Annotated in this window: 13 protein-coding genes; 7 read left to right on the plus strand and 6 right to left on the minus strand. The window is 42.6% G+C overall.

The genetic code is table 11. From position 1 onward, the window contains the following. Positions 1 to 26: 26 nt before the first annotated feature. The 3 genes from CKO50_RS15095 to CKO50_RS15105 form a co-directional block, all read right to left on the minus strand. The gene (locus CKO50_RS15095) at positions 27 to 2186 is read right to left on the minus strand and encodes an ATP-binding protein (RefSeq protein ID WP_095728837.1); all 2160 of its coding nucleotides are present in this window, start codon (positions 2184 to 2186) and stop codon (positions 27 to 29) included. A gap of 152 nt (positions 2187 to 2338) precedes the next feature. Continuing rightward, positions 2339 to 2995 carry a helix-turn-helix transcriptional regulator gene (locus tag CKO50_RS15100; RefSeq protein WP_095728838.1) on the minus strand — a complete coding sequence of 219 codons (657 nt, stop codon included), beginning with the start codon at positions 2993 to 2995 and terminating at the stop codon, positions 2339 to 2341. Positions 2996 to 3223: 228 nt separating this feature from the next. Continuing rightward, complete coding sequence (locus tag CKO50_RS15105) at positions 3224 to 3595, minus strand: histidine triad nucleotide-binding protein (protein ID WP_095728839.1); 372 nt, start codon at positions 3593 to 3595, stop codon at positions 3224 to 3226. A 172-nt stretch (positions 3596 to 3767) separates the two neighbouring features. Here CKO50_RS15105 and CKO50_RS15110 point away from each other — a divergent pair, with 172 nt between their 5' ends. Further along, complete coding sequence (locus CKO50_RS15110) at positions 3768 to 4376, plus strand: DUF2057 domain-containing protein (protein ID WP_095728840.1); 609 nt, start codon at positions 3768 to 3770, stop codon at positions 4374 to 4376. Positions 4377 to 4384: 8 nt separating this feature from the next. On the opposite strand, the gene CKO50_RS15115 is transcribed toward CKO50_RS15110, so the two are convergent. Together CKO50_RS15115 and CKO50_RS15120 are read right to left on the minus strand one after the other, a co-directional pair. Then, complete coding sequence (locus CKO50_RS15115; RefSeq protein ID WP_095728841.1) at positions 4385 to 4960, minus strand: hypothetical protein; 576 nt, start codon at positions 4958 to 4960, stop codon at positions 4385 to 4387. Positions 4961 to 5104: 144 nt separating this feature from the next. Further along, positions 5105 to 5512 (minus strand): site-specific integrase, encoded by a 408-nt coding sequence (locus tag CKO50_RS15120; RefSeq protein ID WP_095728842.1) that lies wholly within the window; start codon positions 5510 to 5512, stop codon positions 5105 to 5107. A gap of 232 nt (positions 5513 to 5744) precedes the next feature. Here CKO50_RS15120 and CKO50_RS15125 point away from each other — a divergent pair, with 232 nt between their 5' ends. Both CKO50_RS15125 and CKO50_RS15130 read left to right on the plus strand, forming a co-directional pair. Continuing rightward, positions 5745 to 6605 (plus strand): trypsin-like peptidase domain-containing protein, encoded by an 861-nt coding sequence (locus CKO50_RS15125; RefSeq protein WP_095728843.1) that lies wholly within the window; start codon positions 5745 to 5747, stop codon positions 6603 to 6605. Positions 6606 to 6751: 146 nt separating this feature from the next. Further along, positions 6752 to 6976, plus strand: a complete 225-nt coding sequence (locus CKO50_RS15130; RefSeq protein WP_095728844.1) for a DUF6429 family protein — start codon at positions 6752 to 6754, stop codon at positions 6974 to 6976. 310 nt (positions 6977 to 7286) lie between these two features. Here CKO50_RS15130 and speE read toward each other — a convergent pair whose 3' ends face one another. Continuing rightward, positions 7287 to 8147, minus strand: a complete 861-nt coding sequence (gene speE / locus CKO50_RS15135) for a polyamine aminopropyltransferase (RefSeq protein ID WP_095728845.1) — start codon at positions 8145 to 8147, stop codon at positions 7287 to 7289. Positions 8148 to 8367: 220 nt separating this feature from the next. Here speE and speA point away from each other — a divergent pair, with 220 nt between their 5' ends. The 4 genes from speA to CKO50_RS15155 all read left to right on the plus strand — a co-directional run bounded on the left by speA (position 8368) and on the right by CKO50_RS15155 (position 13393). Next, the gene (speA, locus tag CKO50_RS15140) at positions 8368 to 10248 is read left to right on the plus strand and encodes a biosynthetic arginine decarboxylase (protein ID WP_095728846.1); all 1881 of its coding nucleotides are present in this window, start codon (positions 8368 to 8370) and stop codon (positions 10246 to 10248) included. Positions 10249 to 10358: 110 nt separating this feature from the next. Beyond that, positions 10359 to 11234, plus strand: coding sequence for an acyltransferase (locus CKO50_RS15145; protein ID WP_095728847.1), 876 nt, complete (start codon positions 10359 to 10361; stop codon positions 11232 to 11234). 15 nt (positions 11235 to 11249) lie between these two features. Next, positions 11250 to 12170, plus strand: a complete 921-nt coding sequence (locus tag CKO50_RS15150) for an acetyltransferase (RefSeq protein WP_017218365.1) — start codon at positions 11250 to 11252, stop codon at positions 12168 to 12170. Next, positions 12167 to 13393, plus strand: a complete 1227-nt coding sequence (locus CKO50_RS15155; RefSeq protein ID WP_095728848.1) for a mechanosensitive ion channel family protein — start codon at positions 12167 to 12169, stop codon at positions 13391 to 13393. The genes CKO50_RS15150 and CKO50_RS15155 overlap by 4 nt, the downstream gene beginning before the upstream one ends. The last annotated feature ends 23 nt before the right edge of the window (positions 13394 to 13416 follow it).

Below are 13416 nucleotides of genomic sequence, written 5' to 3' on the forward strand. Positions count from 1 at the left end.
GTCGAATAACATGCGTTTAATGGCGCTTAACCTATCGCCTCTTTACGAACAAAGTGGAGATATGCTGCGAGACTCTCTTGCCATAGCGTCATGGCTTCTGTGAGTTCATCGTGACAAGATTTGCCATCTAATAAGCGGCGCTCTGCTTTTTTCAAGTTTGAGCCATAGCGATTAAATCCGAGTTGTAAGGCGGTGCTGGCTTGACGATGAAGCTGTCTGATACATTGATCTTCGTCTTGCTCTAATAACTGCTGAATATGGATGAGTTTATTGCGGGCAGACAATACAAACTCGTTGTAAATCGAAGAGACTTCATCTTCACTAAATCCAGACTTTAGGGCGTTTACAGCCGTTTCATCGTATAGGATATCGGGCAACTCAACGCTGACATTGGCTTTTTTGGGAGACTGAGACTCGCTAAGCGCTTGGCGTAATTTTTCTTGTTTTATCGGTTTGCCAACAATATCGCGAATGCCGAGTGCTAAGTATTCTTTAACCTCATCAGGACTGAGGCTGGCAGTAAAGGCTAGAAAAGGGGTTCGTTTGTTTTTATGCTCACAATTTTGTAGCTGCTTTAATACTTCTTGCCCGGAAAGATCGGGTAAGTTCATGTCTAACAACACTACATCGAAATGGTGCTGTATTAGCATCTCGATGGCGCTTTTACCATTGGTTGCCAATTTAACCTTATGCTCATCTTCTGCCATAAACTCAATAGCGATTTTTTGGTTGAGATCTAGGTCTTCTACCAACAGTACTTTTAGACCGGTGATACAGTTATCGTGCTGCGGGCGCTGCTCCACTAAGCTCAGTTCACCAATGTTTAGCAGTAAATCAAAACTAAATGTACTGCCTTTGTTAAGCTCACTTTGAATATCAAGTTGTGAATTCAGACGGTTGAGTAGGCGACTGGTGATGGCAAGACCAAGGCCTGTGCCACCCTTAACTTTACCTGCACTGCTTTGTACGTACGGCTCGGTCAGCTTATTAATATCTTCACTATCAATACCTGGCCCTGAGTCCGTGATACTAAAGCGCACTTTATGCTCAATTTGTTGATCTTTTAAAATCTCAACTTTGAGTTTTACTTCCCCTTTATCAGTGAACTTAATGGCATTACCAACGAGGTTGATAAGAATTTGTCTCAGCTTTTGTTGGTCAAAGTAATAGCACACCTGATCGGGCAGCTCGTACACCAATTCAAAGTGCAGCTTCTTTTGCTCTGCAAGCGGACTTAGCAATAAGCAAAGGTTCTGTAGCCAACTTCTAAGCTCAACGTCCTCTTCGTACAAGGCTTCATCACTTTGCTCCAAACTGGCGTAGTCTAGCACTTTATCAATCAGTAAGTTTAGTGATTCAGCAGAGTTTACGATGGCCTCACAGTAGGCCTTGTTGCGACTATCCCTGGTGCGTCCCAGTACGAGCTGGGCGCTGCCCAAGATACCGTTAAGCGGAGTTCGTATCTCATGACTGATCGTTGATAAAAACATACCGCGCAGCTCTAGGTCCTGTTGTGCCTTCAATGCTAATTTATTAAGGTTTTGTTCTCTTTGCTCGTTACATAACAGCGCCATGCCTGTTGCATAAAAAATGGGTGCAAGGACACCATTGAAGAAAACAGTGATGGTAAACCAGTTTTCTTTGAAAAGCGTGAAATGCGTTACTTCTCCCATTAATAGGGTTCTGCCGGTAAATATCACCAATATAATAAGTAAAATGGTGATATAGACGATGCTGCCGTTAGGGTACTTATTTCGTGCAAAGCGGCTAAAGAAATAGAGTAGCAGCGTAGCTTCTGCTAAATGCTGTAAGTCCGAGATAAGGATCCTATCTCTCAAATTTGGAGAGAAAATACTGCTGTACATCAACAAAATGAAAAGCCCAGCAGTAACGCCGAGAAACACTTTAAAGGATGGATCTTTAACCCCTAAAAATTGCCTTATCGCCATGCAGTGGATGATGGAAGCCGCGAACAGCAAGGTATTAGCAATGGGAATAGTTTCCCAGTTTTCAAAATAGCCGTGTAATGCAAAGGAAGAAATCGCACAGAGCAAAACCAGAGGGTAAAAAATATAGAGCAGCGTTCCGGGTGTGCTTTTATTCGCTCGCCACGTTAAAAAGGTAAGGAGCGACATCATTGCTGTCATGACGAGACTGGTTAGGTAGAGGGTTTTTGGGTCGAGCATGTACCTAAGGCTGCTTTCAGTTGCGAAAAAACCTAGCATAGAGGTATTCGCTAGGGCAGTAAAGCTCGTAAGAAACAGAAGCCTCGATATCGCGATGTCAGCGGTGTCTTTCCCCCGCTGACTTGCGTCAGCAGGTTAAAGACATCTGAAGCTTAGCGAATTTCGTCAGGAATATTCTGCTGAGCCCACGAAAGGAGTTCGATACGGTTGCGGCATTTGGTTTTACGAAATGCACTGTACAGATGGGTTTTCACCGTATGTGGACTGATATTTAGCTCTTCAGCGATCTCTTTGTTTTTTGCACCTTTACTCATTAGCGCGATAATTGCTTTTTCTCGCTTAGTGAGTTTAACAGGTTCGATATCACCTTCGGTTAGTTTATGTAATGCATCTTTATTAAATTGCAGCATGCGATTTAACACATTACACATCACGTCACGGCGATACCACAGTTGATCTTCAAGCAACAAACGGATCCCTTTCATTAGCACGTCGGCGTTGTCTGTCGTGTAAAATACACCACGAATACCGCTTAGCAGCGCACGATTGGCAAGCTCCGGGTTTTCATCTAAGTTGAATAGCACGATATCGCATTTGACTTTGAGGTTGACTAGTTGTTCTTTTAATTGACCCCAAGAATCGTTTACTGCGGTTTCGATGAAAAGTAATCGAGTGCCTTCAGGCACATCTGAGATATCAGTTCCAGTCGTAACATCCAACCCTTGGGTTTTTAACAAAGGTTGTAACACATTGATACCAATGGTGTTAACCGGTTCTTTATCTAATAACAAAAAAGCACTACTGCTCATTTTTGGACACACTCTAATTTTTCCGATTTCTCAATGCTAACATGGGATTCAGACCTTTTGTATTAGAATTTTTAGTACAAGATAGAGAAACCCGCTATATAACAAAGTGAAATAATAAATCGAAATTATGTACAGAATATGTATTGAAATGTAATTTGTTGAAATAAGTAAGCTTTTAACAATTTTTGTTAATAACTTACTTATTTACATTGCTTAACAGAGAATAATCTAAAGTGGTACTTTTTTCGTATTTTGGTAAGGCGGCCAGCCCATTTCTTTTCCTGCTAATACATGTAGGTGAAGGTGGTAGACAGTTTGACCACCATGATCATTACAGTTCATCACTACACGATAACCATCTTCTGCAAAGCCGTGCTCTTTCGCTAATTTGGCTGCAACAACATACAAATGACCAACAAGATGAGCATTTTCTTCCGTTACGTCGTTGATGGTCGCAATTGCTGTTTTAGGAATAACCAAGACGTGAAATGGCGCTTGTGGATTAATGTCTCTAAACGCGAGTGCTTGTTCATCTTCGTAAACGATGTCTGCTGGGATCTCTCGATTAATAATTTTGGTAAAAATAGTTTCTGAACTCATGGTCCTTCCTTATCTGCATATTGAATTGCTCTAGCATAGCTAACTCTCAAGGAGACTCAATAGATTTGATGTGTTATCCCGCTGCGCATCAATTAAAAGGGTAGAGATATACGCAGGTATGCAGTAATCTCATCAAGGTATAATGATTTGGTACTCACGAAGGAGTGAATAGATGCGCTTAAAATATACGCTTGCGACCGCTGTTTTACTGTTGTCACCGCTTTCACAGGCTGCGTTGCTAAGTTTTCCTGAGGAAATTATTCCCTTGCAAGTTGATGATAAAACCATTGAACACTCATTCTTCTCCAAAGTGCGAGAGTTGGACTTAGCAAAAGGGGAGTATGCGGTCAAAATGCGTTACACCGACTTGTATGAAGTGGGCTATGACGACCACGAAACCATAGAGTCGAAGCCATTTTGGGCAAAAGTAAGTATCGATCAAGATGGCGAGTATCAGGTTGAATTTAATCGACCTGACAATGTGGTTGCGGCAAAGGCATTTGCAGATCAGCCGTTGATTATGTTGCAAGCACCCAATGAATCGTTAGCGACAACATTGGTGGTGACACAAGAAAGACCAAGAGTAACGACAGCGATAGCAAGTGAGCCATCAACACCCACTGCACCACGTTATTCAACGCCAAGCACTGCCACAAGAGCTGTAACGCCAGCGGCGCCTAAATCAGCACACCCAGATGTGGTTGGCATGTTGGACTATTGGTGGCAACAGGCAACCCCTGAACAAAAGCGGTTGTTTTTGGAAAAAATAAAGGGCAATTAAGCCCTTTATCAATGCGTTGTTAGGTTTTGTTTCATCGTTATAATTTTGCTACGGCAAAAGTTCTTATGGTCAAGCAACCATGACGTGGGTGAATCATCTAAGATTACTTCGGGAGTTAATATAACAAACTCTTTGTGGTGGGAGTTTTCTACCATATTAAGAACGGCTTTGCTCTCCCCTTGCAATGCTTCGATATACATACGACTTTTAAACGTTTCTAAGCGTTCGAATTTGGAGAAAAACGCATAAACTGCAGCGCGCGTATCGGAAATGTCATAGTCGATGAGGTCTTGACATATCTTGATGGATTCTTCTGCTATCTTTTTCTCAGTCAATGAGACTTTTTCAGAGAGCCTAATCAGTTCCTCAGTTTTAGAAATGTTTGGGTTGACGATGAGTTGCTTTGCTAATTTATATGTGATTTTGGCGTGATTAGGGCTCATCTGATCCACTGAAGTTATATGGCCTGAATTGAATATGCGCTCTTCTTTGGTTGGCGCTGGGCTTTCCACTTGAGGTTTGCTGTGAGCGGCTGGCGTGATCAAGGCAAACGAAAATATGAATGTTCTTAGTCCTATCTGCATATTAAATCTCCTTTTTTAAATTAGAAGATAAATATAGCTTTGCGGAGCAAGGAAATAAAATTATTGAGGAGCAAAATATGCTCCTCGGCAGTGCGTTACTTTTCGAAAGCACGCTTCATAAAGTTAGGTGTTGCTAATGCTCCTTTATGAATACCTGTGTTGTAGTGATGAAAACAAGAAAAACAGCAAGAAAAACAAGTGACACCTATCATTATTAACACCAAAGCTGAGGAGGTGAAGTAAAAATGTATGAAAGCACTTCCATTGCAAATTAGTGGTGGATGTCAGCGATTTACATTTTTTTTGCTTATACAGAAAAGATAATGCATTTAACGCTGTCGCTTGTGTTTTAGGCGACACATTACGTTTAAGCACAAGGTAGTCGAGATATTCGACAACCTTGTTATCGTCCATTGAAGCTGGGTTACGCTTATCATGAAAACGAATATAGGAAGAAATCCACTTAAGATATGTATCAACGATTCTGAGCGAATATTGCTTAGTCAGCATCAACTCGGCGATGTGATTTAGAAATGGTGAACGAGTTCCCATTGAGCTAGTCCTAACTTGGCTGTATTTATATACAGTGTTATTGTGTTTCTTCTATAGTCAACACTGGGTCGTTTTTATCCTTTTTATAGTTTCTATAATGATTAAAAATATATCTGTAGCAACAAGTTAGTTATTGTGATAAAGCTGGTACAATGAGAATAATGACCCATGACTCGGTAGAAAAACGACCCATTGGGTCGATATTAAATTGTTATACGATTAGGAGAGAATTTTGGGAAATATACCAGTGTCCACTCAGTGGACTTTGGACGCAGCAGGTGAGACAGGAAGAAGCTCTGTTGAATCTGTTTATATGATAGTTTGTCCCGCAACTAGCTCAAAAGGCTCGGGTTTCTTAATCGAAGGCGGTTTAATAGTCACAAATGAGCACGTAGTATCCAATTGTAATGCTCATCAGATAACAGCAGTATCAGCTTTTGGTGAGCAGATCACTATCGCTCGAGTGTGGATTGATAAAGCTAGAGACCTAGCAATCTTAAAACCTTCAAAGCATTTAGCTGGCGGTTTAGAGTTAGCTACTTCCACAGAACTGTCAGTTGGAGAGTCAGTGGTTACTTGGGGTTACCCACTGGGGTATAACGGACCCGCTCCTTTGTTGTCTGTGGGATATTTAGCAGGCTTTCAGAACTATCAGTTGCCTAGAGGCAATAAGAAGCATCTTGTTGTTAACGGGGCACTTAATTCTGGAAACTCAGGTGGGGCTCTTTTCAGGGCATCTGATAATAAGGTAATCGGTATCGTTGTAAGCAAGCATGCTCCAATTAGCCAATATCACCAAAATGCCATAGACGTCCTAGCTGAAAACTCTAGCGGTGTGTGTTTCACCTACACTGATGAACATGGGAATCAAAAAGATTTTGTTGAGTCTCAAATTGTCGCAGATTTACTGGTTCATATGAGAAGCTTAACTCAAGTGATGATTGGTGAAGCCATCGCGGTCGAAGAATTAGCTGCATTGCTTAGTGAAATAGATACATCGGAAGTCGATTCGAAGTCTTTACCTTCAAGAAATGCCCCTTGTATTTGTGGTAGCGGTCAAAGGTACAAAAACTGCTGTGGAAAAATCGTATAACAAAGCGTTTAAGACAGATTCCCAACGCTTGGCACTTTTGCTTCTACTTCAAATTTAGTGTTTATGGCACAATGCTTTAGGTTGGGTGGAGGCGTTGTTCACCCCTTAATTGGGCGTTATATGCCCATCAGGTTTTGGAGTGTTGAATGGATATAGATGAAAATAAAATAGATGAAGCAGCTTTAGCTTTATTACATCTCACCTTGCATGATTATGGCCGAGCTTGGAAACAAATTGACTGGGAAGTTATGAATAGGCTTCATGAAAAAGGTCTAATTTGTGATCCGGTTGGTAAGGCAAAGTCAGTGCAATTGACCGATGAAGGTATTAAGCAATCAGAAGAGTTATTCAAAAAGCTTTTTTCAAAATAGAAGCTATTGGTCATATAACAAAGCAAATTAAAAGCTCGGAAAAAAACAGCTGGCTTTGTTCGTGCCCGACACATTTTAGCCAACTAATTTTTGCCGTTTATTTGCGGCGCTAGCCCATAGAAATTTTTATGCGAAATTCGTCTAATCTAGCCGGCGACCGAAAACGCTTTTGTCCAAAAACGAGCTAGAGCGAACGTCTGTAGTTCGCTCATAACTTCAGGGTAGGTGAAATATCAACCTAATTATCAAGGCTGTAGGATCAGATATGAGCCTCTACACTTTAACAATTAAGTTTATGTTTTGATTCGACCTACTTTTCGAAAGCACGCTTCATAAAGTTAGGTGTCGCTAATGCTCCTTTATGAATACCTGTGTTGTAGTACTCAGTATCAAATGTCGCGTTATCAACGTCTTGCTCGCGGAATCCGGCAAACTTTTCATCTTTACGCGCCATTGTTGCTGACCACAGGCCGCTTGGGTAGATTGGCTGTGGGAAAGGCAGGGTTTGCAGATCAACAAAACCTATTTCCAACATTGCATCGCGCATTTCTAGTAGTAATGGCATGTGCATCAGTGGTGATTCACTTTGCTGGATCATGATGCCACCAGTGCGAAGCGCTGCTAAACAGCTCTTGTAGAATGCGTGGTTGAATAAACCTTCACCAGGGCCAACAGGATCGGTGCCATCAACGATGATAACGTCGATAGACTCTGCTTCGGCTTCACGCATATATTTGATGCCATCATCAAACATCACAGTTGCGCGAGGATCGTTATTAGACTCACAAAGCTCAGGGAAGTATTTCAAAGACATTTGCGTCACAACTTCGTCGATATCAATCTGAGTTACTTTTTCAACGCCAGGGTGCTTTAGTACTTCACGCAAGGTGCCACAGTCGCCGCCGCCAATGATCACAACATTTTTAGGTGCAGGGTGCGAGAATAGCGCCGGGTGACTCATCATTTCGTGATAGAAAAAGTTTTCACGCGTGCTCACCATAGTGCAACCGTCAATGATCATCAAGTTACCAAAATCCGTCGTTTCAAACATTTCTACTTTTTGAAATGGTGATTGGATTTCGTCTAATTTTTTGTTGACTCTAAGTGAAAAAGCGCTGCCATCGCGGTCGCTAATTTCTGTAAACCAACGGTTTGCTTCTAAGTTTGCCATGATTGTGTTCACACTTGATAAAAATTGAGGCAATTTTGCCAGTGCTTGCGTCTTTGCTCAATCAATTTTAGTCAATATTTTGTACTTTGCCTCATATTAGTCCTAATCAAGCATGGCCGATTTATAAGGTTTGTAAGCTAATGAAAACGCAACTTTAGGTCGCATTGACTTGCCTCGCGTATTAGAATGAAGCTTTATAAAGAATTAATTGAGAGCAGCAATGACTTGGGGTCTGCAAACAGCACGTTCTATCTATAACGTTACTCACTGGAGTGACGGCTATTTTGATATCAATGAACAGGGCCAGTTAGTGGCGTTTCCTGATGGTGATCGCACTAAGCCACCAATTCTTCTTCCAGAGTTAACTGAGCAATTTAAAGCACAGGGACTAACTTTGCCGGTTTTGGTGCGTTTTACCGACATTTTAAAACATCGTGTCGATACCTTGACTCAAGCATTTACTGCTGCACGAACTCAACGTGATTACCAAGGCCAGTACACTTGTGTTTACCCAATAAAAGTGAATCAGCAGCGCTCGGTTGTCAGTAAGTTATTGGCTCACCCAAGCGGTCTTGTTGGTCTTGAAGCTGGTTCTAAGCCTGAGTTGATGGCAATTTTGGGTGTGGCACACCAACCTATCACCATTGTCTGTAACGGTTACAAAGACAGTGAGTTCTTGCGCTTAGCTTGCATCGGTCAAGCGATGGGTCATCAAGTAAACATAGTCGTTGAAAAGCTCTCTGAACTGGATACCTTATTACAAGAAATCGACGATTTAGGCATTGAACCGTCGATTGGTATTCGTATTCGTCTTAATTCAGTTGGTAAAGGCAAGTGGCAAAATACTGGTGGTGAAAAAGGTAAGTTTGGTCTTACTGCCAGTCAAGTGCTGCAAGCGGTTGAGTTACTTAAGTCGCATAATCGTTTGCACTTAATGCAGTTGGTACACTTCCATATCGGCTCGCAAGTTGCCAATATTCGTGATATTCAACGTGCGCTTAAAGAGTGTGCGCGTCACTATGCTGAGCTATATCAACTAGGAGTTCCGCTGCGTATCGTTGATGTTGGCGGTGGCCTCGGAGTGGACTACGAAGGCTCAGGTTCTCGTAGTTCATGTTCAATGAATTATACAGTGGCGGAATACGCGAAGAATGTGGTGCATGCTTTTCATGATATAGCGGAGCTCAATAGCATTCCGCACCCGGATATTATTACTGAATCTGGCCGAGCATTAACTGCCCATCACGCGATGCTTATCACGGATGTGATCGACGTAGAAAAAGCGCCAAATCAAGTCGAACCGGTGCAACCACAAGATACCAGCCCATTGGTGTTGCAAGAGTTATGGCATTCGTTGTCACAATTAACCCCTCGCATGGCCTTAGAAACTTATCATGACGCTATGCACTTGTTCAGCGATGCACACGACCAATACGTGCATGGTTTGATCAGCATGCAAGAGTGGGCGCAGCTTGAACAGCTTTACTTCACGACACTTCATAAAGTGCGTGAGTGCTTAAATGAGAATGCGAGAGCACACCGAGAAGTACTAGACGACCTCAATGAAAAGCTAGCTGATAAACTGTTTGTAAACTTCTCGTTGTTCCAATCACTGCCGGATATTTGGGGTATTGACCAGCTATTTCCGGTGATGCCTATCGACAAGCTCAATCAGCCGTTGACGCAAAGAGCGATTATTCAGGACATTACCTGTGATTCTGATGGTCAAATCAACAGTTATGTTGAGGGCGCGGGTATCGAGTCAAGTTTACCCATTCCTGAGTATGTGCCGGGAGAGCAATATCACGTTGCGATGTTCTTGGTGGGAGCCTATCAAGAAATATTGGGTGATTTACATAACTTATTTGGTGACACAGATTCAGTACACGTTGAGCTTTGTGATGAGGGTTATAAACTCACTAATGCCATCAAGGGCGACAGTGTTGAAGATGTACTGCGCTTTGTTCATTATGACAAAGCGGTGTTATCTGAGAACTACGCACAGCAGGTCGCGGCGTTGTCGTTGCCAGAGTCAATTAAAGCTCAGTATTTACAAGAGTTAAACGCCGGACTTGAAGGTTATACTTACTTCGAAGATTGATTTCTAGATAGTGAAATGGAATAAATTATAGCCGACCAACTGGTCGGCTTAATTGTGTGTGATTTTCAAGGTATGATACAGCTCTGCCGTAAAACACGATGAGGGAATGAATGTCGTTTATTCGTAAAGTGATCAGCATCTTGCTGTACGCCGTTAACACTATATTTTGGTTTATACCGATCTTTATTTGTGGCTTGATTAAGCTACTGCCCATCCCACCGGTGCAAAAAGCCATGAGCTATATTGCTAAAGCGTGCGCAAGTAACTGGGTCGCGTGTAATTCAGTGAGCCAAAACCTCATTGCGCCGTATACGCTCAATGTTAGCGGATTGGATGAGCTAAAACGCAAAGACTGGTACTTGGTTATTGCCAATCACCAAAGTTGGGTGGATATCTTAGTGTTGCAGCGAGTGCTCCATGGCAAAATCCCGTTTTTGAATTTCTTTTTGAAAAAAGAGCTGCTTTACGTACCCGTGCTAGGTCTTGCTTGGTGGGCGCTAGATTTTCCTTTTATGACGCGAACCAGCAAGTCGCAATTAAAGAAAAACCCTAAATTGCGTGGTAAAGACATAGAAACGACGCGAAAAGCATGCGAAAAGTTTAAAACAATGCCAGTGAGTATTGTAAACTTCGTTGAGGGTACGCGTTACACCGAGTCCAAGCATAGTAAGCAGAAAAGCCCATTCACACACCTGCTTAAACCAAAAGCGGGAGGCATCGCGTTTGTGATGCAAGCCATGGGTGAGCAAATCAGCAAAGTGGTGAATGTCACCATCCATTATCCCGGTGGTGTACCAACTTTTGCAGACTTTATCGCTGGTAAAGTGAAGTCAGTAGATGTTCAGGTGGAAGTAATGCCGGTCAGTGCAAACTTGGTCGGCGACTACACGAATGATCCCGAATTTAGAGTGCGTTTCCAATCCGAATTAAACGCCTTGTGGCAAGCCAAAGACGCACAACTTGTGGAGCTTGCCGATAAAAAGTAGTAGAAGGATGTGGTGATGTTAAAACAAATACTACCTAAGTGGTTTCTCGGGCTATCGGCCAGTGTGTGGCTGCTGGTGAATACCTTTGTGTGTGGTTTATTGGTGCTATTGTTTGGCATCATAAAATTGCTTGTGCCAGTTAAGTTTATCTCTACAGCGCTGCACTTTTTTTACGGTATGTGGTGCAAAGGCAATTACCTTGGTTTGCGCATCGCGTGCGACAAAATACAAGTGAGCTTGCCAAAAGAATTACACGCTCAAGGATGGTATTTATTAATTTCCAATCATCTTAGCTGGCTTGATATCGTTGTGCTTAGCGCCATGGAGGTACTACCTGCACCTAAATTTTTCCTAAAAGATGAATTAAAGTACGTGCCTTTCATTGGTACTGGTGCATGGGCTATGGGCATGCCATTTATGAAACGTGCGAGTAAAGCGCAGATCGCCAAAAACCCTAAGCTTAAAGGGATGGATGTAGAGCGTACCAAAGCCAGTTGTCGCAATTTTCGTGATCATCCCACAACGGTAATTAATTTTGTGGAAGGTACTCGTCATACTAAAGCCAAACATGCGCATCAAAATAGTCCGTTTAAGCATCTGCTCAAACCAAAGGCGGGTGGTGTAGCGTTTGCCCTAGAAGTGCTATCTGAGCAACTTGACGGCATGCTCAACGCGACTTTGGCTTATGAGTTAGAGGGTGAACATATTTGCCGTGCATTTACGCTTGGACGCTTGGATGCAATTGATGTAAAAATAGACTATATCGCGATGGAGAAAGTGCCACTTGGTAATTATCAAGCCGATAAAGCTTATCGTGTACAGTTTCAATCTTTTATGAATGAAGTTTGGCAACGCAAAGATTGCCAACTCGAAGCGCATTGGCTGCATTCGACTGAGCCAAATGACACGCTCAATGAGGAGCTAAAACAGCTATGAAGTTTGATCACCTTCATGATGTCGTTCAACCGTGGTTAAAAGAGTTACCGCAAGGTACTGTGATCAGTGCTTTATTCACCAATGGTGTCGCGGTTGTTGGGTTATTGTTTTTATATTGGGTGATCCGCCGCCTAGTACTGCCTAATGTAGAAAACCTCGCGCGCCATATTTCGCCGCGTAAAATAGGCCACCTTGCCCCTCAGTTAAGTAAATTTAGCGGTCGCTTTGCCTTTGTATTGTGTTTACTGGTCTTTTCCGCCTACCACGAGCGTTTATTTGTCGCGCCTGCTTGGGTATTTGTAGTGATGGAAACACTGGTGTACGTTATGTTGGTGGTGGCATCTGGGTTTTTATTTAGCAGTTTAGTCAATTTAGGTAATGGCGTTTATAACCTCTTTCCATTCGCCAAAGAAGTGCCGATCCAAGGGATTATTCAAGTAATTAAGCTACTGATATTTATAGTTTGTTCTATATTGGTGGTCAGTATCTTGGTGGATAAATCACCGACCTATATTCTTTCCGGTTTTGGTGCGATTGCGGCAGTCATTATTTTGGTATTTAAAGATACGATCTTGGGATTGGTTGCGAGTATTCAAATAGCAGCCAATCGACTGGTAACTACTGGCGACTGGATCCAAGTTGACGCATTTGGTGCAGACGGCGAGGNTGATCTGGGTTTAAATACCGTTAGGGTACGTAACTGGGATAACACCGTCACCACCATACCAACTTATATGTTGATCTCTGATTCATTTAAAAACTGGCGTGCCATGCAAGAGTCAGCAGGACGCCGCATCAAACGCGCCATCCATATTGATTTTACTAGCATTGAGCCGTTGCCTGAGCAAAAGCGAGCGTCGCTAACCGAGCAATATCCACTGCTGGAAAAGCTTGACGATGTACCCAGTGATATCACCAATTTAGGCTTATTTAGACGCTATGCAGAGGCCTACTTGAAGCAGCATGATGCCATCAATCAAGATTGTTTATGTATGGTCAGGGAGCTTGCCCCCACGCAACATGGTTTGCCTCTAGAGTTTTACTGTTTTAGTCGCGATAAACGCTGGGTGTTTTATGAGCATCTACAAGCCGATATTTTGGACTACATGCTAAGCGTAATGCCAGCATTTGGATTACGTCCATATCAAAGTGTGAGTGATTACTTTGGCGCACACCGCGTGAAAGTACGCGCCGGTAGCAAACCTGACGCAACTTCAGAATAATCATCAAGGCCACTCAAACGTGG

Source organism: Pseudoalteromonas sp. HM-SA03, from assembly GCF_002289345.1.
Lineage (GTDB): Bacteria > Pseudomonadota > Gammaproteobacteria > Enterobacterales > Alteromonadaceae > Pseudoalteromonas.